Source organism: Paenibacillus sp. OAS669 (genome assembly GCF_014873645.1).
Classification (GTDB): domain Bacteria; phylum Bacillota; class Bacilli; order Paenibacillales; family NBRC-103111; genus Paenibacillus_S; species Paenibacillus_S vulneris.
Map to the genome: position 1 here is coordinate 913,774 of NZ_JADBDR010000001.1, position 25,864 is coordinate 939,637.

The 25,864-nt window shown below is 50.4% G+C and carries 17 protein-coding genes and 1 pseudogene; 4 read left to right on the top strand and 14 right to left on the bottom strand.

Annotated elements, in window-relative coordinates:
- Positions 1-7 precede the first annotated feature (7 nt).
- The 3 genes from GGC63_RS03620 (at position 8) to GGC63_RS03630 (ending at position 2,096) form a co-directional block, all read left to right on the top strand.
- On the top strand, positions 8-1,171 hold the full coding sequence (locus GGC63_RS03620) for a polysaccharide deacetylase family protein (RefSeq protein WP_079908415.1): 1,164 nt from the start codon (positions 8-10) through the stop codon (positions 1,169-1,171).
- A 22-nt stretch (positions 1,172-1,193) separates the two neighbouring features.
- Complete coding sequence (gene yfbR, locus GGC63_RS03625) at positions 1,194-1,787, top strand: 5'-deoxynucleotidase (protein ID WP_079908414.1); 594 nt, start codon at positions 1,194-1,196, stop codon at positions 1,785-1,787.
- 147 nt (positions 1,788-1,934) lie between these two features.
- Entirely contained in the window at positions 1,935-2,096 is a 162-nt protein-coding gene (locus GGC63_RS03630) for a hypothetical protein (protein WP_192701126.1), read from the top strand.
- A gap of 152 nt (positions 2,097-2,248) precedes the next feature.
- Here the strand turns inward: GGC63_RS03630 and GGC63_RS03635 are convergent, their stop codons facing one another.
- The 6 genes from GGC63_RS03635 to citZ form a co-directional block, all read right to left on the bottom strand.
- Complete coding sequence (locus GGC63_RS03635; protein WP_079908413.1) at positions 2,249-2,674, bottom strand: hypothetical protein; 426 nt, start codon at positions 2,672-2,674, stop codon at positions 2,249-2,251.
- Positions 2,675-2,772: 98 nt separating this feature from the next.
- The gene (locus GGC63_RS03640) at positions 2,773-5,862 is read right to left on the bottom strand and encodes an efflux RND transporter permease subunit (protein ID WP_192701127.1); all 3,090 of its coding nucleotides are present in this window, start codon (positions 5,860-5,862) and stop codon (positions 2,773-2,775) included.
- On the bottom strand, positions 5,859-6,452 hold the full coding sequence (locus tag GGC63_RS03645; RefSeq protein WP_192701128.1) for a TetR/AcrR family transcriptional regulator: 594 nt from the start codon (positions 6,450-6,452) through the stop codon (positions 5,859-5,861). The genes GGC63_RS03640 and GGC63_RS03645 overlap by 4 nt, the downstream gene beginning before the upstream one ends.
- A gap of 184 nt (positions 6,453-6,636) precedes the next feature.
- On the bottom strand, positions 6,637-7,578 hold the full coding sequence (mdh, locus tag GGC63_RS03650; RefSeq protein ID WP_079908410.1) for a malate dehydrogenase: 942 nt from the start codon (positions 7,576-7,578) through the stop codon (positions 6,637-6,639).
- A gap of 809 nt (positions 7,579-8,387) precedes the next feature.
- Positions 8,388-9,686, bottom strand: coding sequence for an NADP-dependent isocitrate dehydrogenase (gene icd / locus GGC63_RS03655; RefSeq protein ID WP_192701129.1), 1,299 nt, complete (start codon positions 9,684-9,686; stop codon positions 8,388-8,390).
- Between the two features lie 146 nt (positions 9,687-9,832).
- Positions 9,833-10,948 carry a citrate synthase gene (gene citZ / locus GGC63_RS03660; protein ID WP_192701130.1) on the bottom strand — a complete coding sequence of 372 codons (1,116 nt, stop codon included), beginning with the start codon at positions 10,946-10,948 and terminating at the stop codon, positions 9,833-9,835.
- A 1,872-nt stretch (positions 10,949-12,820) separates the two neighbouring features.
- Here citZ and GGC63_RS03665 point away from each other — a divergent pair.
- Complete coding sequence (locus tag GGC63_RS03665; protein WP_192701131.1) at positions 12,821-14,365, top strand: Ppx/GppA phosphatase family protein; 1,545 nt, start codon at positions 12,821-12,823, stop codon at positions 14,363-14,365.
- Here GGC63_RS03665 and GGC63_RS03670 read toward each other — a convergent pair.
- The 8 genes and pseudogenes from GGC63_RS03670 to GGC63_RS03705 all read right to left on the bottom strand — a co-directional run bounded on the left by GGC63_RS03670 (position 14,325) and on the right by GGC63_RS03705 (position 25,744).
- A complete protein-coding gene (locus GGC63_RS03670) occupies positions 14,325-16,424 on the bottom strand; it encodes an RNA degradosome polyphosphate kinase (RefSeq protein ID WP_192701132.1) in 2,100 nt (699 codons plus the stop codon). The two genes, GGC63_RS03665 and GGC63_RS03670, sit on opposite strands and share 41 nt — an antisense overlap.
- A 166-nt stretch (positions 16,425-16,590) precedes the next feature.
- On the bottom strand, positions 16,591-17,007 hold the full coding sequence (locus GGC63_RS03675; protein WP_192701133.1) for an acyl-CoA thioesterase: 417 nt from the start codon (positions 17,005-17,007) through the stop codon (positions 16,591-16,593).
- Positions 17,008-17,215: 208 nt separating this feature from the next.
- Positions 17,216-18,973 (bottom strand): pyruvate kinase, encoded by a 1,758-nt coding sequence (gene pyk / locus GGC63_RS03680; protein ID WP_192701134.1) that lies wholly within the window; start codon positions 18,971-18,973, stop codon positions 17,216-17,218.
- Complete coding sequence (gene accA / locus GGC63_RS03685) at positions 18,966-19,946, bottom strand: acetyl-CoA carboxylase carboxyl transferase subunit alpha (protein ID WP_192701135.1); 981 nt, start codon at positions 19,944-19,946, stop codon at positions 18,966-18,968. The genes pyk and accA overlap by 8 nt, the downstream gene beginning before the upstream one ends.
- Complete coding sequence (accD, locus tag GGC63_RS03690; RefSeq protein WP_192701136.1) at positions 19,936-20,859, bottom strand: acetyl-CoA carboxylase, carboxyltransferase subunit beta; 924 nt, start codon at positions 20,857-20,859, stop codon at positions 19,936-19,938. The genes accA and accD overlap by 11 nt, the downstream gene beginning before the upstream one ends.
- 46 nt (positions 20,860-20,905) lie before the next feature.
- Positions 20,906-21,097: a hypothetical protein gene (locus GGC63_RS03695; protein WP_028548091.1), complete on the bottom strand. Its 192-nt coding sequence runs from the start codon at positions 21,095-21,097 to the stop codon at positions 20,906-20,908.
- Between the two features lie 305 nt (positions 21,098-21,402).
- Positions 21,403-21,867: pseudogene (locus tag GGC63_RS03700) on the bottom strand (phosphatidylglycerophosphatase A); the annotation flags it as partial.
- Between the two features lie 217 nt (positions 21,868-22,084).
- Positions 22,085-25,744: a DNA polymerase III subunit alpha gene (locus tag GGC63_RS03705; RefSeq protein ID WP_192701138.1), complete on the bottom strand. Its 3,660-nt coding sequence runs from the start codon at positions 25,742-25,744 to the stop codon at positions 22,085-22,087.
- Between the last annotated feature and the right edge of the window lie 120 nt (positions 25,745-25,864).

A 25,864-nucleotide genomic window follows, 5' to 3' on the forward strand; every position in this document is an offset into this window, starting at 1 on the left:
CACAGCTATGAGAAAACTCGTCATCAGGGCCGTTATATTAAGCATTCTCGGGCTTTGCCTTGTTCTTCCGTCCCTGCAAGCGGCCAAGACTAATGTCCTATATAAGGACCAGGTTGCAGTCATTATGTATCATCATGTGGATGACGACGCCAAAAGCTTCGGCACTATCACCACCAAGCTGTTTCAGGATCAGCTGACCTTTTTGAAAAGCAAAGGCTACCAATTCATTACGCTGAGCCAGTTTAAGGAGTTCATGAACGGGGCCTCCGTGCCGAATAACGCCGTATTGGTCACTTTCGACGATGGCTATGAGAGCTTCTATGTGAACGCTTACCCTATTTTGAAAAGCATGCGGATCCCTGCCGTTAATTTCGTCATAACGAAGGATTTGGAGAATCCGTTAGCCAGCTACATCCCTTCATTATCCCAGGACGAGATTACCGAGATGACGAGCGATACGAATTTCATTGACGCCCAATGTCATACGGATGATTTTCACCATAAGCTGCCCGACGGTTCCGCCGCACTCATCGGCAGGCTGGTCACCAACGGCAAGAAGGAGACGGAAGAAGAATACAAGCAGCGTGTCATTAAGGATACCCAGACCTGCATAACCAAATTAAGCGCGGTGGACCCCGAGCCGCCCGACACTTTAGCTTATCCTTACGGCTTCTATGATGATAAAGCCATTGAATATATCCGCCAAGGCGGAATTAAATACGCATTCACGATCATACCGGAAATGGCGACAAGAGATGTCGATGCGATGAAAATCCCACGAATCAATGCCGGGAACAGTCTGATTACACCCGAGGGTCTTCATAATTCCATTGTTCGCAGCATTGTAGCTCTCACACCGCCAACCAATGAGCTGCCTCTTGTGGAAACGATGGCGCAGCTGGGAGGCAAAGCCACCGTAAACGGGAATACGGTGACCATTCAGTATAAAACCGGCCAGTGGACCGGAACCGTCAACAGCCAGAAGATCGCCGCTGCCGGCAATAATCCGGGCAATACCGCCAAGCCGGTGACGCTGCAGAAGGCGTTATGGACGAAGAATCATCAACTATTTATCACGCTAAAAGATTTGGAAACTGTCATCGGAGCGCAAATCGTGTATAATCCTACTGTACAAAGCTTTTCCGCTCGGCAGACGCCGGTGATAAAGTAGTAAACAGGATAGGATGAGTTGGATGGACAGTCATTTTTTCGCTTATATGTACCGATTGCGTTATATTGAACGCTGGAGCCTCATGCGCAACATCGTTAAGGAGAACGTGGCGGAGCATTCGTTTCATGTCGCTTTGCTGACTCACGTGCTCTGCACCATTGCTAATGAGGAATTCAACCGCAACGTTCCGACCGACCGCATTGTCAGCATGGCCTTGTTCCATGACGCTACGGAAGTGTTCACGGGGGATATCCCGACGCCGGTCAAGCATCATAATCCCAAAATATTATCCAATTTTCGCGACATCGAACAGATGGCGGCAGAGCGCCTGCTGGACATGATACCTCCAAAGCTGAAGCCCGTGTACGAGCCTCTGATCGACGCCAAATCCGCCGGACTGGATCCGGAGCTGAAGCGTTATGTCAAGGCGGCCGATCTGTTAGACGCTTATTTGAAATGCGTGACCGAGCTGTCCGCAGGCAACAAGGAATTCGGTAGCGCCAAGAAGCAAATCGAGCACTCCATTCAGGAGATGAACATGCCGGAAATGGAGTATTTCCTGAAGCATATGGCACCGAGTCTGGAAAAGACGCTGGACGAATTGTCCGAAGAATAATACGCGAAAGCTTGGGGATACCTATCCCTGAGCTTTTTTGACGGCCAGAATTTATAAATTTCGGGGCTCTCCGCAAAGTATCTGAATCAGCTTCGAAGCCAATTCCCCACTTTGTGGGGTTATTTTGCTTGCGTGATCAAGGAAGGAATGAAGAGGACTTGCGCCGAATTCCAGTCGCTGCCCGATGAGCGGAAAGCGCAAGCCTATCATATTCTGGAAGAAGAGGTTGCCTTTTTGAAGCAGGCTATGACCGTATATTATAAGAACAAGCTTCGCAACTCTAATTCAGAACGACTTGAACATGAATGAGTAGACCTGCAAGTAAAATCATCTCACAAAGTGTGGCTCAGGCTTCGAAGCTGAGCCAGGTACTTTGGGGAAGCACCTGAATTGATAAGTTTATAATGTAAAAAAAGCTCAAAGGCCTTACTTGACCTTCGAGCTTTTTTGCCTATCTGCTATTAGCTGGCGTAGAACGGGAATTTCATCAAGGTGACGAGGACAAAGAAAACAATCCCTGCGATCACGCTAACCGATTTGATTTTACCGATATGGTCCTTGATTTTGCTGCCGGATGGATCAGCCAAAGCTTTGCGCATAGCGCTGCCCAGCACTCCGGTTAATGCTCCCAAGGCCAGGAACAATACGACCGCCAGAACCATCCACAGAACGCTGTAATGCTGCTTGCTGACCAAATATCCGCCTGACAACAATCCGATAACCAATGCCAGCTGGCCGGCCCGATTCGCTGCGAACAGCACGCTTAAAAAGCCGAACTGCGCCGAACCGGACAAGGCTTGAACCCGCATGGACAGGAACGGAAACATGAGATAAATCCCCATAAGAATAGCGGACAGCACGTGTAAATATACGAACACTTGTATCATTCGGATGCCCCCATCTGCTTAGTTTAATCCTTTTAATTATACCTGAATTGTCCAATCCTAAGCAAATGTTGGCAGCTGTTTTGGCACATATTTCATCCCTAATTGTGAACGGCAACGCCTTTTTTGGCAGCTCGTTTATCACGCCATTTGGCCAGAATGACGAAAAGGGACGGCACCACAATCAAGGTTAGCAGGGTCGAGTAAATCAAGCCCGAAATGATGGTTATCCCCATCGGCCTCCACAAGTTGCCGCCCATGATGGTCATAGGAAGCAAGCCGCCGATAGCAGTTGCCATTGTTAGCAGGATCGGTCTGAGTCTTGCCTTGCCCGCTTCCGCCACCGCTTCATACAGCGGTAAGCCATGCTCTCTGGCCTGCTCGATAAATTCGATGAGTATAATACCGTTTCGCACCACAATGCCAGCCAAGCTGACCAGCCCCATCAGAGCCATGAACCCGATCGGCGAGTTCGAAAGAAATAATCCGATAACAGCGCCCCCGGCGGCCAAATACACCGTGGAAAGAATGAGAATCGGGATCGATAAGGAGGAGAATTGCATGACCATAATAATGTAAATGAGCAATACAACGACTATAGACAGCTTGCCGATCGAAGCGAAGGCGTCGTTCCTCTCCTCATTCTCGCCTCCGAATTCTACGGTGTACCCCGCCGGAAGCTTATATTGGTTCATGTCGGCCTTCAAATCCTTAACGATTTCGTCAGGTAGCCGGTCCTGTGCATAGCTGCGGACAATGATCGTTCGTGTCTGGTTGCGGTGATGTATCTGCTTCATCATTTTGCTGCTCTGAATATCGCCCAGCTCGCGCACCGTCACGGTTCCGCCGTTTTGCGCAGGGACATACATTTTACCCATCGTGTCTACAGGATTGGCATTCCTTTCCTTGGCGTAAAGGGATACGTCCAACAGCTCCTTGCCCTGCTGCAGCGTCGTAATTTTCAGACCCTCCGTCGCTATTCTCAGCGTCTGGGACAGATCTTTGTCGCTTACCCCGAACAATCTCAGCTTGTCAGGATCCGCCTTGATCTCAATCGTGTTCATATCGACGCCTACATCATCCGAAATGCTCACCGTACCCGGAATACGGGCCAGCATCCCCTTCACCTCTTCCGACAGCTGGCGCAGCTGGTCGAGATCATCGCCGCTGATTCTTACCGCAATAGGGGCTCCTACCGGAGGTCCCTGCTCCAGCTCACGAGGCGTAATTTCCACATCCTTCGGAAACATCGCTTTCAGCTGCTGTCTCCATTCGGTAATTACTTCCTTCGTGCGAATGACCTTCGGGTCGATTTTGACGAATAGCTGCCCTAGCTCGATTCCAGACATGTCGGATTCCGAATAATAGAACCGCGGGGTCGAGCTGCCCGAGTATGCCGATACAAATACGACGCCTTTCTGCTTCTGCATCCAATCGGCCGCTTTACTTAGCGTATATTCCGTCTCCGCGAATACTCTGCCGGTCGGCAGCTTGAAATCGATTAGCATTTCGTCCTTTTCGGCCGGAGGAAAATACTGTACCCCTAGCAGCGGCAGCAATCCGAAGCTGCTTGTTCCGATTAACAGCGCTACAAGCCCTGTTAGTAAAGGCCTTTTTAAAAACTTATAAATCTGCTTGCCATACAGCGCGCTGAGCTTCTGAATCGGTTTGCCTAACAAGCCCGGCGCCGTATTTCCTGTATGTAATGCCTTGCCTCTCTTCAATACCCGTTCCCCAACCCACTGACGAAATATAGGAATGATGGTCAGCGACATCGCCATAGAAGCTGCAAGGGTCAACGTAATAACGACGGGCAGAGGACGAATGAAGCTTCCGATATTGCCTTTCAGGAAAAACAGCGGCATGAATGCAGCGGCAGTGGCAATCGTAGCGGTCAGAATCGAAATGGCTACGTCCCGGCTGCCCTCTAAAGACGCTTTGGCCGGATCGTCGCCCAGCTGAAGACGCCGCTGGATATTATCATTGACTACGATAGCATCATCGACCAGAATCCCAAGAACAATGACAATAGCTACAATCGTGATCTGGTTCAGGTCAATCCCTAGCGCCTCTACAGGAATAAAGCCAACCGTAATCGATATAGGGATCGCAAGCGCTACGATCAGCGAGGTACCGAACGTCAAGCCCAATGAACAGACTACAATAACTACGGCAATCCCTATGAGCAGCTCCCGGCCCAATTCCTTGAATAAATGATCGAGGCTCTCTTTTTGCGAAAACAGCGAGCTTAAGGTCACCTGCTCGGGGAGCTGCGTTTTAAGCTCCGCCACTTTGCTGTCGATTCTCTTTTGCAGAGCCGGAATATCAGCCCCTTTCTCCGCATTAATGACAATATCCAGAGTAGGTTTGCCGTTATGGAGCACGCTGACTTCCGTCTTCTTAGGGCGCTGCTTGACATCCGCTACATCCTTTATTTTCAGGGACTTGCCGTTAGGGAGTCCGAGTAATTCCGTATTGGCGATATCCGCGGCAGACTTCCATTCCCCGCTCAAGTTGACGTAGTAGGATTTGCTGTCTTTATTTACCGTCCCCAAGGGAACTCGGTCATGGCCGTTCAGGAGCGCCTGCGCGACAATGCTCCAAGGCAGATGGAACGTATCCATCTTCTCGGTGTCCAGAACGACGGCCACTTCCTGATCGGGTAAGCCCACAATGTCCACGTTGCTTACTCCACTAATCGTAGCCAGCTGCTTCTTCCAGTTTTCCATCGTCGGTCTGAGCGGCTCCAGCTGATCGGGAGTTTCCACGGTAAAATGCAAGATTTGCTCCGCTATCTTGCTTAAATCATCATTCACTTCCGGCTTATGCGCTTCGGACGGCAGCTCGCTCTCGGCGGACTGTACCTTCTGCTTCAAAGTATCCCAGGCACTTTTAATATCCGTGTCGGCTTTCACCTCTACGTTAATAATGGACACGTTAGCCATAGAAGTGGAGCTGAGAACCGAAATATCGCTCATTTCTTTGATCTTTTCTTCCAGTGGGCGCGTTACGAACTGCTCGACTTTCTCCGGTGACGCTCCTGGATACACAGTCTTCACCAAAGCCACCGTCAGGTCAACCTCCGGATTCTCCCGCTGCTTCAAAGTAAATATATTCACAATACCAATAAGAACAGCCATGATAAAAAACAGCAGCGTCACCTTGCGGTATCGTATCAGCTTGTCGATCATTCCGCGCTCACTTCCGTTTTCATGCCTGGCGGACAATCCGATTTCACGATAGCTTCCGTTATGGCATCGATATATTCCGGACCGCATTGCTTAACGACGAACCATTGATAGGCGACCATCTCGACCATCCCGATTTTGGAAAAGGCGGCTATCTCCAGCTGCTCCTCCGTAAATTGTGGTGCATCTCCTGCTTCCATCATATGCCCTTTAATAATCAGCATCATTTCATAATAAAAGGCGTCCGATATATCTTTAATCTCCTGGGAAGCTACTCCATTACGGTACAAGATCTGTAAAATCGTCCGGTTCTGATAATAGACCGTTAATGCCCGGTGAATCATCCAATAAAACACTCCGTCATCCTCGCAGGATTGGTCCGGGCCGAGCTTGAGCGCCGCTGAAATCTCCTCCAGGCACGATGCGGCGATCTCTCTGAACAAATCCTCCTTGCTTTGAAAATACAAATAAAACGTTCCTTGAGCAACTCCTGCCTCCCGAACAATATCCGAAACCTTCGTCTGATGATAGCCCTGCTCTTCAAAAAGCTTCAGTGCGGCTTCGATCATATTGGATTTCTTGTCCTCTCCCACACTCCATCCCCCTCTTACAAATCAAGCTCTCCATTTATGACTGATGAGTCAGTCATATGTATAATAGCATCATTTTCCAACCTATGCAATGGTGTCCACTTAACGAGTGTCGGCAAAAAAATAACCAGCCAGGGACGAGTCCCCGACTGGTTATTGGATGGATGATAGGCTCTATTCGAGTCCGTTAGCCCGTAACGATTTTGATGACGTTGCGTACGGATTCGGCGGATTTATCCAGAGCTGCTTTCTCTTCCGGAAGCAGTTCCAGCTCAAATATTTTCTCGATGCCGTCGCCGCCGAGCAAAGTAGGTACGCCCATAAACAGGTTTTCGTAGCCATACTCGCCTTCTAGCAGTGCGATGGAAGGAAGGATGCGTTTCTTGTCTTTCACGATGGCTTCCGTCATTTGAACCAAGGAAGCTGCAGGCGCATAGTATGCACTGCCGTTGCCCAACAGGTTGACGATCTCTCCGCCGCCTGTACGGGTACGCTGCACAATAGCTTCAATGCGGTCAGCTGGAATCAGCTTCTCGATAGGAATGCCTCCAACGTTGGAGTAACGAACCAATGGAACCATGTCGTCACCATGGCCGCCTAATACGAAGCCGCGTACGTCCTCAACGGATACATTCAGCTCTTGAGCGATAAATGTGCAGTAGCGGGCCGTATCCAGGACACCGGATTGACCGATGACACGGTTCTTAGGGAAGCCCAAAGTTTGGTAGGCTACGTAAGTCATGGCATCCACAGGGTTACTCAGGATGATCACGATGGAATCCGGGCAGGATTGTTTAACGTTCTCGCAAACGGATCTTACGATGCCTGCGTTCGTGTTCACGAGGTCATCGCGGCTCATGCCAGGCTTGCGGGCGATCCCAGCCGTAATGATCACGATATCGGATCCGGCCGCGTCCTCGTAGCTGGCTGTGCCTACGATGTTGCTGTCAAACCCTTGGACCGGGGAAGCTTCCATCATGTCCAATGCTTTCCCTTTAGTAGGGTTTTCCAAAGGTGCGATGTCCAGCAATACTACGTCACCAAGTTCTTTTTGAGCCAGCATCAACGCCGTAGTCGCACCAGTGAAACCAGCGCCGACAACCGTAATTTTTTTACGCTTGATTCCCATGAGTATAGCCTCCTGAAAGTTTATTTGGTCTTACTTATTCAAAAAGAGTGCTGCCAGGTGAAGGGTTGTACCTTCAGCCGCTGTTGAAAGTATGTTCCTTGATTAGATTAGAAGGTGGGAACACACTTTCAAAGGCGGCACGTAAACTTTTCGGTACAATCCCTGTCCCCTTTTCGCACTTTTGATAAGCAGAATAATGTAACCTTTCCCTCGTCCAGAGTAGAAAGAATGTGCCTCAAAGAATCTGAGGCACACACAATTTTTTTATCTACCTGGTAGCGTGTCGCGGGATGCTTGGCGTCAGCTCAAGCTTCCGGGACAAACGCGGTCCACACACTCGCCATGCTTCCATCCGCTTCTGCCTCTCCTTAGACAACTTTACGTCGTCCAGGGGGCGTAACCCTTGGGGTCCCCCTTACAAAGGGGGATTTAGGGGGTTGGTTCAGGCTCTATCTGGTAGCGTGTCGCGGGATGCTTGGCGTCAGCTCAAGCTTCCGGGACAAACGCGGTCCATACACTTGCCATGCTTCCATCCGCTTCTGCCTCTCCTTAGACAACTTTACGTCGTCCAGGGGGCGTAACCCTTGGGGTCCCCCTTACAAAGGGGGATTTAGGGGGTTGGTTCAGGCTCTATCTGGTAGCGTGTCGCGGGATGCTTGGCGTTAGCTCAAGCTTCCGGGACAAACGCGGTCCATACACTTGCCATGCTTCCATCCACTTTTGCCTCTCCTTAGACAACTTTACGTCGTCCAGGGGGCGTAACCCTTGGGGTCCCCCTTGCGAAGGGGGATTTAGGGGGTTGGTCCCTCTTACTCCATATGAGCGATAACTTGGTTAGCGAACTCGGAGCATTTAACTTCAGTTGCGCCTTCCATCAAACGAGCGAAGTCGTAAGTAACGGTTTTGTTGTTGATAGCTGTTTCCATACCTTTGTAGATCAGGTCAGCAGCTTCTTGCCAGCCCAGGTGCTCAAGCATCATAACGCCGGACAAGATAACGGAACCTGGGTTAACTACGTCCAGACCAGCATACTTCGGAGCCGTACCATGAGTAGCTTCGAAGATAGCGTGTCCTGTTACATAGTTAATGTTAGCTCCTGGAGCGATACCGATACCGCCAACTTGCGCTGCCAAAGCATCGGACAAGTAGTCGCCGTTCAGGTTCAATGTAGCGATAACGTCAAAGTCCGTAGGACGAGTCAATACTTGCTGCAAAGCGATGTCGGCGATAGCATCTTTTACGATGATTTTGCCAGCAGCTTCAGCTTCTTTTTGCGCTTGGTTAGCAGCGTCAGTGCCTTGCTCTGCTTTGATTTTGTCGTATTGTGCCCAAGTGAAGGTTTTGTCGCCGAACTCTTGCTCAGCCAGCTCATAACCCCAGTTTTTGAAGGCACCTTCAGTAAATTTCATGATGTTACCTTTATGTACCAAGGTAACCGTTTTGCGGTTGTGTTGGATTGCATATTCAATAGCGGAGCGAACCAAACGCTTGGATCCTTCGGAGGATACAGGTTTTACACCGATACCGGAAGTTTCAGGGAAACGGATTTTCTTAACGCCCATTTCTTTTTGCAGGAATTCAAGCACTTTTTTAACTTCTGCAGAGCCTGCTTCCCATTCGATACCTGCATAGATATCTTCTGTATTTTCACGGAAAATAACCATGTCAACCAGCTCAGGACGTTTTACCGGGGACGGAACGCCGTTGAAGTAACGAACCGGACGGGAGCAAACGTACAGGTCAAGCTCTTGACGAAGAGCAACGTTCAGGGAGCGGATACCGCCGCCAACTGGTGTTGTCAAAGGTCCTTTAATAGCAACGATATATTCACGAATTGCTGTCAATGTATCAGCTGGCAGCCAGTTGTTGAATTTGTTGAATGCTTTTTCGCCGGCAAATACTTCGTACCAAGCGATTTTCTTTTCGCCTTTGTATGCTTTCTCTACAGCTGCGTCAAGCACGCGTTTGGAAGCTGCCCAAATGTCTGGACCTGTTCCGTCACCTTCGATGAAAGGAATAATAGGGTTGTTAGGAACGTTCAGCTTACCGTTAACAATAGAAATTTTCTCGCCTTCTGTAGGCAGTGCGTAATTTTCGAATTGAGCCATGTTCTTTGTTTGCCTCCTTAAAATGGTGGGTAAGAAAACACAAAATTGAACGGGAGCCGCAGCGCTTGTCCCCGCTCCTCTAGGGATTGGGACAAGCTAACTGCAACAACCCGTTGCTTGCTTAAATAATCTTTATTGATAATCGATTAACGATTTTCAATCGGAATGTATTTTTGGTTAGAAAGGCCTGTGTATTCTGCACGAGGACGAATCAAGCGATTGTTCTCGTATTGCTCTAGGATATGAGCAGTCCATCCGGATGCACGGCTGATCGCGAAGATCGGCGTGAACAAATCGCGAGGGATTTCCAAGGAAGTGTACACGGAAGCGGAGTAGAAGTCAACATTTGGCTTCAAACCTTTTTGTCCGGTAACCATTTCTTCGATTTTGATGGACATGTTGTACCAGTTCATGTTGCCTGTAATTTTACCAAGCTCTTGGGACATTTTTTGCAGGTGCTTTGCACGCGGATCGCCGTTTTTGTAAACGCGGTGACCAAAGCCCATGATTTTTTCTTTGTTTTCAAGCTTAGTGTTGATGTAGTTCTCAACGTTCTCGAAGGTGCCTACTTCTTCAAGCATAGCCATAACCGCTTCGTTCGCACCACCGTGAAGAGGTCCTTTCAAAGCGCCGATAGCCGATGTAACACCGGAATAAATATCGGACAGCGTAGCAACGGTAACGCGAGCTGCGAATGTGGAAGCGTTCAACTCGTGGTCAGCGTGAAGAACAAGCGCTTTATCCAAAGCTTCGATAGCCACTTTATCCGGCTCTTTGCCAGTCAGCATGAACAGGAAGTTTTGCGCAACCGAAGTAGCATCGCTCTTAGGTGCGATCGGTTCTTTGCCTTCACGGATGCGAGCAAAAGCAGCAATGATCGTAGGAATCTGAGCTTGCAATTTAATCGCTTTGCGAAGGTTAGCCTCCGGCGACATATCATTGGCTTCTTTATCATAAAGGGCCAAAGAAGATACTGCCGAACGAAGAGCTGCCATAGAGTTCGTATCCTTTGGATACAATTTGATTTGCTCGATCACTTGGCTTGGAACCGGAGCGTAAGTATTCAGGTCTTTCACCAGTTGAGCCAATTCGGAGCGGTTCGGCAGCTTGCCGTACCACAGCAAATAAGCAACCTCTTCAAAGCTTGCGTTTTCAGCCAAATCATCAATGTCAATCCCACGATAGGTGAGAACACCGTCAATAATGGAGCTGATGGAGGACGTAGTAGCAACAATTCCTTCTAATCCTTTAGTAGCAGTCAAAGCAATCTCTCCTTTGCGATCAAGTTCATATAGTTACTATACCATAGATCATGGTTCTGAAAAAAACGTATCGAAGCATCCCCGACCAAGGGTCTGTACTTGCTTTTATGCGTGCAAGCAAATAACTTATACATGGAAAAGACGTCCATGCATATAAGTGAAGTTGTTCACTTATAGAGAACTTCTATAGTTCTACTATAAATGATTTAACGAACAAAGGAAACAAATTTGGACATAAAAGTTCATTATCAGCACAATAAACATATGCTATCTCTGTATTCACAGGGAATTTCCCATGAGTCAAGAAGTTTCAAAAACCGATACGGCACTGGATTTTAGTCTTTCCAATAATAGCATAATGATTCCTGAAACAACACCTTGTCCAATTGCGGGAGATAAGAGCACTACAGACGCATCCCTCCCCTTTATCGCCTTTATCATAAAGAAGCTTGCCCGGTGCATGAGCTTCACGCATACATTACAAAATCGTCACTGCATGGTATACAGACTCGTTTTTAGTCACCATAGCGAAGTTGTCAGCGTATTAATAAAACGAGTGTAAATTCTTAAAAAAGGATAAAACCAATGAAAAATAAGAAACAAAGAAATGGTAAAAGGTCGATTAAGAAGGATAAATTGGGTGCTTCCAATCGTGCAAATAACAAGACAATCCGGAATCAAAAAAACTTTGGTAAACGACTTAACTATTCCATCAACGAATTGGCATTCCTATCAGACACTTCATCGAATAAATTGCCCCAATCTAAAGAAGATGACTAAACTTATAGCGGCGGGTTATGGCTTTTAGCAAAGCATAACCTGCTCTTTTTATGTCAGTTGTTCCGTTTTAGCAAAAATAGGTACATGCTGTAATGCAGACACCCTATCAATTAGAGTCTCTTAGCATATCATGCTGTATAAACAATGAAAGGAGATGAGAAATTTGGGTGAAACAGGTCTTACCGGATTAACCGGTCTTACTGGACTAACTGGACCTACTGGACCTACTGGACCTACTGGACCTACCGGGCCTACTGGGCCTACTGGGCCTACTGGACCTACTGGGCTAGGTTCTGCCGCAGTCGGTGCTCAGGGTACTGTACCAACCCCAATCACTGCCGCTGGTACCCCAGTTAATGCTGTTTCTATTGTTTTACCTATCACAACTGCTAGTTATAACCAAGCCATTGTTGACGGTATGGTAACCGTAAACCTTAGCTTTACAGCTGTACTCGCTGCTGCATTAAACCCTGTATTCACTGTAACATTACTTCAAGATGGTGCTCCTGTTGCAACAGCAGCTAGTTCTGAGCTTCTTGCCATTACTCTTCTTGGGGCTCTATCGATCAGTCGCTCTATTCCGATTACGTATTTCGCTGCTTCATTAGCTCCCGGGATGCATACCTATGCCATACAGGTGACTGTGAGCGGGGTTACTCTAGCCGTTGGAACCACTGCTAATATCACTTATTCATCTCTCACTGCATCTGCTCACACAGCTCCTTAATATCCGAAAAGTATCCCTACAAAATGGAGCCTTGTGCTTCGAAAATTGCCGCATCCGATATCGTCGGAATGTTATCCGTTCGATTATGGCAGAGTAAACCCTCATTCCCAAAGGAGTGAGGGTTTATTTTTTATAAACAGGAAACAGGTAAAAAAAGCCTCCGCTTTGGCAGAGGAAAAGGATTGAACATTATGGGGTGCTGATATTTTATGATTATTTATGAAAAAAGTGCAAAACTCCTATCACTTCCACTTAAGAAGTGTTCTCGTTCAAGCGAGAAGTCCGTTTTCAGAAACATTTTGCTCCGGAGACAAACGATGGTAAAATAATGTTATTTGAAACTATGAAGCCTACGGAGGAATCCTATGCCTGCTACCCGCAGAATCGGCATCATCGATATCGGTTCCAATTCCATTCGACTTGTCGTATATGAAATCAACGCTTCTCATGCTTATAGAGTAATTGGAGAGTTCAAGCAATCGGCCAGACTGAGCCAACGGATTGACGCCGATAATACACTTTCTCAAGATAACATACAATTTATTGTTAGGATTTTGCTTCATTTTCAAACGATTTGCCGCACCTATCATGTTACAGAAGTACGGGCAGCAGCAACGGCGGCCATACGGAATGCGGCGAATTCCAGGCAAATTATCGATATGATACAGGAACGAAGCGGAATGACCGTCGAGCTGCTGTCCGGAGAGGATGAAGCGCGAATCGGCTTTTTGGGCATGATCCATGCGTTGAACGTTGAGCATGGTCTCCTGGTCGACATCGGCGGTGGCAGTACAGAGGTCTCTTTGTTCCGTAACCGCAAGCTCGAACGAAGCGTATCCTTTCCTTTTGGCGCGGTGAATACTACGGCCCGTTTCGCTTCAGGAAACCTGTTCACCCATGAGCAAATTAACGGCATCCGTCATATGGTCCAGCAAGCTGTCGTAAGCGAGCCCTGGATCATGGAGCATCCGGGGCTTCCAATGATAGGCTTGGGAGGCACGATACGAAGCTTGTGCAAAATCAATCAAAAGAAGCGGAAATACCCGCTTCCGCTTACGCATAACTACGCCATGTCAGCGGAGGATATGAACGAACTCATGCAATGGCTGCCCTCGCTCCCTGCAGATAAAAGAAAAAAGGTCGACGGACTTTCCAAGGACCGGTACGACATCATTGTGCCGGGGCTGACGATCCTGCATACTCTGTATGAAGCCTGCGGAGCAAGCCATTACATCATCAGCGGCGCGGGGCTTAGGGACGGATTGTTTTACGAATCATACCTGTCCAGTCAGCATTCGCCGTACAGCTTGGCCGAACGAAGCGCCCGCAATCTGCTAGGGCTTCATTCCTGCGTTCCTCCGGAGCATCTGGAGCAGGTAGCTGACTTCGCCACGGAGCTGTTCGACGCCCTTCAAGGCTTGCATGGGCTGGACGATAGCAGCCGAACCTGCCTTCGTATCGCGGCGCTGCTTTATCGGATCGGTGTATCGTTCCAGTATTACCAGTTCTCCAAGCACTCCTTTTATATGATCGCCAATTCGAGGCTGGATGGGCTGAGTCATCGGGAAACCTTGCTCTGCGCGGCCATTGCGGCATTCAAAACGAAAGGCAGAACCCAGCAAATCTGCCTTCAATACAAGGAAGTTTTGCAGGAATCCGACTGTGACCTCATCATCAAGCTCGGCACGCTGCTGCAGCTGGCCATTGCGCTGGACAGCTCGGAAACTCAAGTCTTCACTTCCTTGGAGGCGGCCGTTACACCGGATAACAAGCTGCAGCTTCAAGTGAAACAAAAACACGACCCCTCCGTGGAATACGGTGAGGTCGCGGCTTTGCAAAAAGACTTTAAAAAAATATGGGGCCTGAAGCTTACGTTAGATGGAAGTGATGCTTTTTCTTCCATGAGCTGATTTTCATGGCCTCAAATTGGCTTCTCAGCGGTTTTTCCTCATTGACTACCCGTTCATACATTCCATTGGACTGCAGCTGCCTGGCCTTGACGTTATCGTTGAGGCTCAGCTCCAGTATACGTATGAGGGACTCCTGTATATCCTTATCAAATACCGGGCACATCAGCTCAATGCGGCGGGTCAAATTTCTCGTCATCCAGTCCGCGCTGGAGATATAAACCTCCCGGTCTCCGTCGTTCTCAAAATAGATAATGCGCGAATGCTCCAAGAATCGATCCACGATGCTTAAGATGCGAATGTTCTCGCTGAGTCCCGGCACACCGGGACGCAGGCAGCAAACCCCGCGTACGATCAAATCGATCTTAACCCCCGCTTTGGAAGCCTCATACAGCTCATCGACCATCTGTTGATTGGACAAGGAGTTGAATTTGGCGATGATTCGAGCCGGTTTGCCCATCGAGGCATGAGCCGCTTCTCGGCGTATCTTCTCAAACAGCTTATCCTTTAAATCAGTAGGAGCGACGCCGAACGCTTTCCAGTTATGCGGCGCCGAATAGCCTGTCACTTCGTTAAACAGAGCAGAGGCGTCTTCGCCGATGATCGGATGGGAAGTAAACAGGCCGACATCCGTATACAGCTTTGCCGTGTTATCGTTGTAATTGCCTGTGCCGACGTGCACATACCGGCGTAACCCCTCCTGCTCCTGGCGAACGACCAAGGTGATCTTGGCATGGGTCTTCAAGCCGACCAGCCCGTAGACGACATGGCAGCCCGCCTGTTCAAGCATGCGTGCCCAAGCAATATTGCGCTCCTCGTCGAATCTGGCCTTCAGCTCAACGACAACCGTCACCTGCTTACCCGATTCCGCTGCGCTCGCCAACGCCTGGATTAACGGCGAGTTGCCGCTGACCCGGTAGAGCGTCATTTTGATCGCCAGCACTTGGGGATCATAAGCCGCTTGGCAAATAAAGTCCGTCATGGCATCGAACGATTCGTATGGATGGTAGACGAGCACATCCTGCTGTCTTAACGTTTCGAATACGTCATCCGTATCCATCAGCTCCGCTGGATAGACAGGCTCTACCGGCTTGAAGCGAAGATGATCGTAGCCCTTCAAGGAGCCGGACAGCTTCATAAAGTAGGTCAGATCCAAAGGCCCGTCAATTTCAAAGATGTTGTCCGAAATTTCGAACTCCTCCTGCAGCTGATCCAGGGCATAGGGATGAATGCCCTTCTGGACCTCCAAACGGACAGGAGAGCCCCATCTGCGCCGTCTCAGCTCCTTCTCGATCTCTTCGAGCAAATCCTCCGCGCCTTCTTCGTTCAGCGTCAGATCGGCGTTCCGTGTCAGCCTGAAGCCGTTCACGGCAATAGGGATATAGCCGGAGAACAGCGTCTGAATATGCTGCTCGATCAGCTCCTCCAGCAGGACGAACTCATGCTTCTTGCTGTTGGTACGAACCGGAACCTCTATGCAGCGAGATAAATTGGATGGCACTTGAACAATAGCAAAATAAGGCTCGCTGTCCGGATCCTCTCCCTCTTTCATAAGGACGACCGCCAGATAAAGCGCCTGGGTATGAACAAGCGGAAAAGGCCGGCTCTGGTCAACCGCCATAGGAGTCAGCACAGGAAAAATAATCTCATGGAAATATTCATCCATCGCTTTGCGCTGCGTCAAATTCAGATCCTCGTACTCCGTAAACATGATGCCTTCCTTGGCCAGCTGCCGCGATATATCGCGATACGTTTTGTACTGCTCCGCTACCATTTTGGCAGACCGTTTCATGACGCGCTTGAACAAGCCTGCCGGAGTATAGCCTGTGAAATCCTTTTTTACGTAGCCCGCCTTAATCTGGTCCTTGATTCCTGCGACCCGGACACTCATAAACTCATCTAAATTAGACGATACGATCGATAAAAATTTGATTCGTTCCAGGAGCGGCGTCTCCGCATCCTGAGCTTCTTCCAAGACCCGCCAGTTAAATTCAAGCCAGCTTAAATCTCTATTCAAATAATTCGATGATGCTTCTCTTTCTCTTTGCGTCATCTCTTTCATAGGATCACGTAACCTCCATCAGATTTGCCCGTTTTCGAAAATGAAACTATCCGTCTCTTGCAACGGCTTACCGTTTTCATTCTACTTTCTTCATGGTAGTTCGACATTGTCATCGGAGATTAGGTTGTTTGTAAATTTTATGTAAAGACGCGCTATGTATTCCGATTCAGCCTTGTTTTTGAAGCAGCTCATACAGCTCCGGCGCAGCCTTATCGATTCTGGTAGGCTTCCACTCTTTATTCACCCATACGTGCCGCGTTCCGCCGCTGACCAGCAGCTCTTCGCCCCGGCGTATTTCGGAGGCAAACTGCAGCCGCAAATGAGTGAAATCCTCTATTCGGGTACGAATCGTGATCAGATCGTCATACTTCGCGGGCAATCGGAAATTCAGCTCGGCCTCAATAACAGGCAGCAGCAGCCCCAGCTCTTCAATCGTCTGATAAGGCATGCCTAGTGCCCGAATCAGCTCCGTCCTTCCGATTTCAAACCAATTCAAGTAATTGGCATGATAGACGACACCCATCTGGTCCGTTTCCTGATACCGAACTCTAATCGTATGTTCAAACCATGCGGATGGAGTCATGCTTTCCCTCCTACTATGCTATTATGGCCTTTTTAAAAAATTTGGCCTGGTCACGGACTATGCCTTGTTCACCCGCGTGTAACGGATATTACCTGCTTTGCTGATAAAAAAGGAGTGAAACCGATTATAACGTCGACTTCACTCCGGGGTTGAGGCTTGTTGGGAGCAGGCATGTCCCCTCCTGCTGCCTAACAAGCCTCTTTTCTTTTTACAATACGCGGGCACGGCCGGAATAAATGACACCGACCTCAGGATAAATGGATACCTCTGTGCCGTCACTGATTAATCCCAAAGCGCCCTCAACGCCGACGATAACCGGCTTGCTCAAGCTGATACCGACCACTGCCGCATGAGAGGTAATACCGCCGGTTTCCGTGATGATCGCTGCAGCCTTCTCAATAGCCGGCATATATTCTTTATCCGTTGTAAGGGTCACAAGAATACAGCCTTCTACAGCCTTGGCGTTCGCTTCTTCCGGAGTGCGGGCGGTAATAACCTTGCCTGTTGCGATTTGCGTTCCGATGCCTTGACCTTTGGCAATCATTTCGCCAATTTGGTGCACTTTGATCAGGTTCGTAGTTCCGGAGCGGCCTACAGGAACGCCGGCCGTGATAACAACCGTATCGCCCAAGCTGACCAAGCCCGCTTTGACGCTGCTGTCTACGGCAAGCTCGAACAGCTCGTCCGTCGTTTCACATTTTTCACCCTTAACCGGAATGACACCCCATACGAGCGACAAGCGGCGAAGCACCTGTTCATTAGGAGTTACGGCGATAATAGGCGCTTTAGGGCGGTATTTGGATACCATCCGTGCCGTATAGCCGCTCTCTGTGGCCGTCAAGATCGCACGGGCATCAAGATCCATAGCGGAGTTAGCCACAGCCTGGCTGATCGACTCCGTAACCGTTCTTTGTTGAGCATTGCTTTGACGGATAAAGATTTCACGGTGCTCCAGAGCCGTCTCAGCACGCTCGGCAATTTTGGCCATCGTCATAACGGATTCGATCGGATATTTCCCTGCAGCCGTTTCACCGGACAGCATCACTGCATCGGTACCGTCGAAGATCGCATTGGCCACGTCACTTGCTTCCGCACGAGTCGGACGCGGATTGCGCTGCATGGAATCCAGCATCATCGTTGCGGTAATAACCGGCTTCCCGGCTTGGTTACATTTTTTGATCATCGCTTTTTGCACGATCGGCACATCTTCGGCAGGAATCTCAACGCCAAGATCACCACGCGCAACCATCAGGCCGTCGGACACCTCAAGAATCTCATCCAGGTTCTCAACGCCCTCTTGATTCTCGATTTTGGAAATGATCTGGATGTGCGTCGCATTATGACGCTCCAAAATTTCGCGGATTTCGATGACGTCGCTCGCTTTGCGCACGAACGAAGCAGCGATGAAGTCAACTCCCTGCTCGATACCGAAAATAATATCGTTAGCGTCCTTCTCCGTAATCCCCGGAAGATTGATTTTAACGCCTGGGACGTTAACGCCCTTCTTACCGCCTAACAAGCCGCCGTTCACGATACGGCATTTGATTTCCTTACTCGTCAAGTCTACGACTTCCAAGCCGATAAGACCGTCATCGATCAAAATCGTGGAACCGACCTTCACGTCTTTCGGCAAATCTTTATAAGTGACAGAGATACGATCGGCATCGCCCAGCACGTCTTCCGTCGTTAATGTAATGAAGTTATCCTGGATCAATTCGACCTTTTGGTCATCCTTTAATTTACCTGTACGGATTTCCGGGCCTTTCGTGTCAAGCAGAATCGCTACATTCTTTCCAAGCTCCTGACAAGCCTGGCGCACGTTGCGGATCCGGTTGCCGTGCTCTTCGAAATCGCCGTGTGAGAAGTTCAGTCTGCAGACGTTCATTCCGGCATTGATGAGCTTCTTGAACATGTCAAGCGATTCGCTCACCGGACCGATCGTACATACAATTTTGGTTTTACGCATGATTGTGATTACCCTCCTGAATGTAAGTAAACCTACCGATTTTTCTAAATTTCTGATAGCGATCTTCGATTAATTCTTTCTCTGAGAGCTGCATTAACTCCTTCAACTGCTTTATTAAGGTTTCTTTAATGAGCTCAGACTGGCGGACTACATCACGGTGCGCTCCGCCGCGCGGCTCAGGAATGACACCGTCCACGACGCCGAGAGCATGAATATGGTTCGCGGTGATTTTCATCGCCGCCGCTGTTTCCCCTGCTTTGGACGCGTCCTTGTACAGAATCGACGAGGCCGCTTCCGGCGTACTCACCGAATAGATCGCATTTTCCAGCATAAATACGCGGTTCCCTACTCCTAACGCAAGCGCACCGCCGCTGCCGCCTTCGCCGACAACGACACAGAGAATCGGCACACCGAAGGAAGCCATCTCCATCAAGTTTCTGGCGATCGCTTCACTCTGTCCCCGCTCTTCCGCAGCGCCTCCAGGATAAGCCCCCGGAGTGTCGATGAACGTAATGATAGGGCGTTTGAATTTGTTAGCCTGCTGCATCAAACGCAAGCCTTTACGGAAGCCTTCCGGATGCGGCATCCCGAAATGGCGGGCAATGTTATCCTTCGTATCCTTGCCCTTCTGGTGACCGACTACGGTAACGGGAATTCCGTCCAGGCGGGCCAGTCCACCTACAATGGCCAGATCGTCACCGTAATGACGATCACCGTGCAGCTCCATAAAGTCCGTGAAAATATGCTGGATATAATCAAGCGTCGTCGGCCTTTGCGCATGACGGGCAAGCTGCATCTTCTCCGCCGTCGTCAAATTGCTGTAGACCTTCTCGGCTTCCTGCTCGTAGCGCTGCTCCAAACGGGCGATTTCGTCCGAGAAATCGATTTGCTTCTCGGCGCCGAACTTGCGCAGCTCTTCAATCTTGGCTTTCAGCTCCAATAGCGGCTGCTCAAAGGGCAATTCACCGGCCATTTGCCAAATCCCCCTTCACAACATGCAGATCCAGTATCCGGGTCAGCGTGTTTTTCATTTCTTTGCGTACAACTACCATGTCTACCTGCCCATGACTCAAGTTGAACTCCGCCGTCTGGAAATTGTCGGGGAGCTTCTGGCGAATCGTCTGCTCGATGACGCGCTTGCCTGTAAATCCGAATGCTGCTCCGGGCTCGGCAATAATAAAGTCGCCAAGCATCGCAAAGCTGGCCGAAACCCCGCCGAACGTAGGGTCAGTAATGACCGAGATATAAAGGCCGCCCTGCTCATTGAATTGAGCCAAAGCCGCACTTGTCTTGGCCATCTGCATCAGACTGAGAATGCTCTCCTGCATGCGGGCGCCGCCTGATGTAGAGAAAATAATTAACGGATATTGCTTTTGCATCGCATGCTCAATAGCGCTCGTAATTTTCTCGCCGACGACCGAGCCGAGCGAGCCTCCCATGAAGTCAAAGCTCATGACAGCTACAACGACAGGAAAACCGCCGATCGTTCCTTCGCCTGTGATCACCGCATCGTTCATGCCAGTCGCATCGACGGCTTTACGATACTTGCCGACATAATCCGGAAATTCAAGCGGATCCTCCGAGCTCATCTCGGCGTCATATTCAAAAAAGCGGCCTTCATCCATAACCATCTGAATGCGTTCGACCGCGCTGAGTTTGAAGTGATACCCGCATGTGGTACATACCTTCAAGTTTTTGTCCAATTCTTTAGTAAATTGAATCGCAGCGCATTTCGGACATTTGTTCATCAAGCCCTCGGGAATTTCCCGTTTCGGCTTATCCTCCGGCAATAAGTCACCGCCGTCACCTGCTCGTGTGACAGACCTGTCCGCGCTTGGAATGGTAGCATACTTTCTTTTCTTCTGAAACAAATCTATAAATGACACGATTACACCTCGCTTGCGTAGAGTTCAAATGTGATCCATTCGGTTCTTAAGACCTATGCAATATGGAATTCAGCACATCTTGAACTTCTTCAAGTTCACCTTCCGGGACTAAAATTTCAAACTGATTTTTCGTCATGTTTATGGCCCGTACTTGAACCAGAAAGCCCTCTTCCGTCAATTTCTGCTTGATTCTGTCTGCAATTTTTGCTGTAGGAGCTATATAAATAACGGTCCACATGAAAAAAGACCTCCCGAACATAATGCACTAATGATATCATATCTTCTCTTTTCCCCGCAAGAAAGGTTCAAGGCGTCCGCACACGTTTTTATCCTGTGGTGAAAAAAAGAAGAGAAGCCGGGCAGCCCCCGCTTCTGCATATGGTTCAGAAACCCCTGTTCGATCCAGGAATTGTTCGAAGTTTATGGTTCGGAGGTTGCGTCGTCGTCAGCACGGGAGGTGCCGGCTGAAGGGACATCAGACCCGTCCTGTACCGCATTCGACGCAGAAGGAGAGGCTGGAGAAACCGTCGAATGGTCCAGCTCGTCCTGGTGCCGGTGGGCGATGCGGGCAGAAGCCGCTGCAGCTAGTCCCGCCACAAGATCGTCCAGGAATACATGAATGCCTGTCGAGTGATCGTTCAGCTCGCGAATAATGCCCAGCTTCTCTTTGTCCAGATAGCCGAAGCTCGTCAAGCCGATCATGCCGTAGACATGAACGATGCCGAGCGCAAGCGTCTCGTCAACGCCATAAAGAGACTCATCCCGCTCCATGATGGACTGAAGCGGCTCAGGAAGGAGCTTCTTCTCCGCTAGTTCATCAAGCGCAATACCGGTAAACAGCGTATATTGAACCTCGCGTTTTTTCAGAATCGCCAAAACGCTTTCGATGCAATCTTCTTTTTTCAGTTGAGCGTTGTAAGGCAGCTGCAGCTTCAAAACGATATCGGCGATCCTCTCGATCGTAACGCCCCGATTTTCCAACCATTCCACAATGTGCTGATGTGACATGAAACAACGCCTCCTCCATAGCCAGCTAATAACCAAGGGGAATCGTTCCGCTGTCCATTACGCTGGCATAGGGACAAGCTATAAGGATAGCGAACGTATTCCTTACCGTGATTCCGGCGGACCGATTGACGATGCGGCCGGTTCACGCTTAACGTGTCTTATTCGGTCAAGCCGTAAGACAGCCCGGGTTACTAAATGTATGCGGAGGAAGCGCCGATTATTTCACTTTTACCGTATCTTTACCAAGCAGCTCCTCCATCGCTTGAAACAGCTTGGGAGAAGGCTTGACCTTAAATTGATCGCTTAAGCTGATCGTTTTTTGACTCTTCTCGTAATACAAAATGACGGACAGCGGCCCTTCATGCAGCAGCAGCAGCTCCTTGAGACGGGTAAGCACCTGCGGCTGCTCGTGGTCCGCAGAAATTTTGACATACACGCGCTGCGTCCGGACCGGACGGCTGCTCTCACGCTGCTGCGGCCCAGCGGATCCTTGGCTCACTGGCCTGTCGGTTGCAGCAGGAGCCGGGGCAGGCGCGGGGCGGCTCTTGGCCGAGGACGGAACCTGCTGCTGCACATTTCTTGCGGCCGGCTGTTGAGCGGGCCTGCGCACCGCCTTGAACCGGAGGTCCGGGTCGTTCAGCGCAAACAGCTGGTCCGCGAGCAGCTTGACATCCTCATCCCCCTGCTGCAGCTTGGCCCGGACCAGCACCGGCTTGCCCTTCTGCACCAATGGGGCATACTGCTTCCACGCTTCTGGGAACAGAACTACCTCCACCTTGGCTACACGGTCTTCCAGCTCCATGAACGCCATAGGCTGTCCCTTCTTGGTCACTATCGTCTTGCTGGACAGCACCATGCCGGCCACTATGACTTCGCTATGGTCGGGCATTTCCTGGAGGAAATGCAGCGGATCGTGCTCCAGCTGGCGCAGCAGCTCTTCATAATCATCGAGAGGACTGCCGGATATGTACAGACCGAGCAAATCCTTCTCCATTTCCAGCTGCTGGGTCATCGTGAAGGGGCGAATCTCCGGATATTCGACTTCCCAGTTCACCTCTTCGACAAATCCGAACAGGTGCAGCTGCAGATCGTCACGTTCCTTGCGCCATTTGGCCGCAGCCTCGATCGCTTCCTCCAGCATCGCCAGCTGCTGCGCGCGATGCCCCGGAAGCGAATCCGTCGCTCCGCTCTGGATAAGCGATTCAAGCACCCTTTTGTTGCAGACGCGAAGATCTACCCGGCGGCACAGGTCGACCAGGCTCTCGTAAGCGCCGCCGTCCTTGCTCCGCTCCTTCATGATCGAATCGATCGCCTGCGTGCCGACGTTCTTGACAGCGGCCAGTCCGAAGCGTATTGCCGATACGGGCTCCCCGGCATCGTCTGCCGCCTGGGCATCTCCATGCTGCCTTGCTACCGGTGTCATGACGGGTGTAAACGCGATGCTGCTCTCGTTCACGTCCGGGGGCAGTACAGGAATGCCCATGCGGCGGCATTCGTCGACATATTCGGCCACCTTGTTGTGGCTGCCCATCACGGCAGTCAGCATGGACGCCATGAAATGGACGGGATAGTGGGCCTTCAAATACGCCGTCTGGAACGCCAGTACGCCGTAAGCCGTAGCATGAGCCCGGGGGAAGCCGTAGTCGGCGAACCGTACGATCATGTCGTACACCTTGTTCGCCTCCGCTTCGGTGAACCCTTGTGCTACGCTGCCTTTGACGAAGTGGGTGCGCTCCTCATCAAGCACCTCCCGCTTCTTCTTGCTGACCGCCCTTCGCAGCAAATCCGCTTCGCCAAGACTGAAGCCCGCCATCTTCGAAGCGATCTGCATAATCTGCTCCTGATATACGATAATGCCGTACGTATCTCCCAGAATGGGCTCCAGCGTAGGATGAGGATACTCCACCTCCTGCAGCCCGTGCTTGCACTGAATATACTGAGGGATAAATTCCATCGGACCCGGCCTGTACAGCGCCACTACCGAGATGATGTCCTCGAATTGGCTGGGCCGCATCTCCTTCAGCACTCTCCGTATGCCAGGGGACTCCAGCTGGAATACCCCCGTCGTATCGCCGCGGCTCAGCAGCTCATAGGTTGCCGGATCATCCATCGGCACCTTGTGAAAATCGATTTCTACACCCTTCTGCTCCTTCACCCATTGCAGAGTTCGCTCTATAATCGATAGCGTTCTAAGGCCGAGAAAGTCCATCTTGAGCAGGCCGATGGATTCCAGATGCTCCATCGAATATTGGGTCAGCGCCGTCTGCTCGTTGCCTTCCTGTAGCGGCACATACTGCGTCAGCGGCTCCCGCGAGATCACCACGCCCGCCGCGTGCGTCGAGGCGTGACGGGGCATGCCCTCGACCCGCATGGCCAGCTGGAGCAGCTCCGCTGTCTTCGGCTGCTTGGCGGCAAGCGCCTTCAGCTCCGGATTGGCCTCAATGGCTTCCGCCAAGGTTACGCCGAGCTGGTGCGGAATCATTTTAGCTGCCCGGTCCACCTCGTTGTAGGGCAGATTCAGTACGCGGCCGACATCGCGCACCGCCGCCTTGGCCGCCATCGTTCCGAACGTAATGATTTGCGCCACACGGTCAGTACCATACTTGCCTACCACATAATCGATAACCTCGTCGCGGCGGATGTCGTTGAAGTCGATATCGATATCGGGCATCGTAATCCGCTCAGGATTGAGAAACCGCTCGAAGAGAAGATGGTACCGTATCGGGTCGACATCCGTGATCTTCAACACGTAAGCAACCAGGCTTCCGGCCGAAGACCCCCGGCCCGGCCCCGTCACGATGCCATTCTCATGCGCGAACCGGATGAAATCCCATACGATCAGGAAATAATCGGAGAAACCCATCCGGTCGATGATGGACAGCTCATAAGCGAGCCGCTCCTCCACGTCCTTGCGGTAGCTGCCGTCATTCCATTCCGGCAGATGCGCATAACGGGCTTCAAGCCCCTTGCGGCATAATTCGGCAAGATAGCTCCCCGCCGTCGCATGCTCGGGAAGCGGCTCGAAACGCGGCAAGATCGAACGGCCGAATTCGAGCTCCAGATTGCACCGGTCCGCCACAATCCGAGTATTTTCGATCGCTTGCGGCACATGAGCGAACATCCGCTTCATCTCTTCATCGCTTTTCAAATAGAGCTGCGTGGACGGAAATTTCAGCCGTTCCGGATCATCTACCGTCTTGCCCGTTCCAATGCACAGCAATATATCCTGAACCTTCGCATCCTCTTCCCGCACATAATGAACATCATTGGTCACAATGAGGGGAATGCCGGTATCCTTGCTTAATTTCAGCATGCTTTGCATCACTTTCTTTTGCTCCAGCAGCCCGTGATCCTGAAGCTCCAGGAAGAAGTCGTCGCCGAAGATGGCACGGTACCGGTTGGCCGCCTGCATCGCCTCCTCGTACCGCTCATGGAGCAAATGCTGTGAAACCTCGCTGCCAAGGCACGAGCTGGTACAAATAAGCCCTTCCGAATATTGAGCCAAATGCTTGGCGTCGATTCTCGGCTTGTAATGATAGCCCTCCAGATGCCCGATGGAGCACAGCTTCATCAAATTCCGGTAACCCGTCTCGTTCTTCGCCAGCAGAATCAAATGATAGATCGGCTGCTCCTGCCTGCTTCCCTTTTCCTTAATGGAGCCTGCCGTATAATACACCTCACAGCCAATAATCGGCTTGATCCCGTGCTGCTTGCACGCTTTATAAAATGGTATGGCGCCGTACATCACACCGTGATCGGTTAACGCCAACGCTTTCATCCCGAGCCGGGCTGCCTGGCCTACCAGATCGTCGATACGCGCCGCGCCGTCCAACAGGCTGTATTCGCTGTGCACATGCAGATGGACAAAATCACTCACCTGCGCCGCCTCCCTTAATTCTCTGTAAGTCAGCCCTCAAAATCCCCGTCATACGCTTGACATGCCTGCTTATTTGCGGGACCGTTGCTGCTTTTTAGATTGCTTAGTAAAATTTCTCTT

Bases quoted from the DNA above. Each gene is read 5' to 3' on its own strand.
- GGC63_RS03620 (WP_079908415.1), top strand. From the start codon at position 8: ATGAGAAAACTCGTCATCAGGGCCGTTATATTAAGCATTCTCGGGCTT.
- yfbR (WP_079908414.1), top strand. From the start codon at position 1,194: ATGGACAGTCATTTTTTCGCTTATATGTACCGATTGCGTTATATTGAA.
- GGC63_RS03630 (WP_192701126.1), top strand. From the start codon at position 1,935: ATGAAGAGGACTTGCGCCGAATTCCAGTCGCTGCCCGATGAGCGGAAA.
- GGC63_RS03635 (WP_079908413.1), bottom strand. From the start codon at position 2,674: ATGATACAAGTGTTCGTATATTTACACGTGCTGTCCGCTATTCTTATG.
- GGC63_RS03640 (WP_192701127.1), bottom strand. From the start codon at position 5,862: ATGATCGACAAGCTGATACGATACCGCAAGGTGACGCTGCTGTTTTTT.
- mdh (WP_079908410.1), bottom strand. From the start codon at position 7,578: ATGGGAATCAAGCGTAAAAAAATTACGGTTGTCGGCGCTGGTTTCACT.
- icd (WP_192701129.1), bottom strand. From the start codon at position 9,686: ATGGCTCAATTCGAAAATTACGCACTGCCTACAGAAGGCGAGAAAATT.
- GGC63_RS03665 (WP_192701131.1), top strand. From the start codon at position 12,821: ATGCCTGCTACCCGCAGAATCGGCATCATCGATATCGGTTCCAATTCC.
- GGC63_RS03670 (WP_192701132.1), bottom strand. From the start codon at position 16,424: ATGAAAGAGATGACGCAAAGAGAAAGAGAAGCATCATCGAATTATTTG.
- GGC63_RS03675 (WP_192701133.1), bottom strand. From the start codon at position 17,007: ATGACTCCATCCGCATGGTTTGAACATACGATTAGAGTTCGGTATCAG.
- pyk (WP_192701134.1), bottom strand. From the start codon at position 18,973: ATGCGTAAAACCAAAATTGTATGTACGATCGGTCCGGTGAGCGAATCG.
- accA (WP_192701135.1), bottom strand. From the start codon at position 19,946: ATGGCCGGTGAATTGCCCTTTGAGCAGCCGCTATTGGAGCTGAAAGCC.
- GGC63_RS03695 (WP_028548091.1), bottom strand. From the start codon at position 21,097: ATGTGGACCGTTATTTATATAGCTCCTACAGCAAAAATTGCAGACAGA.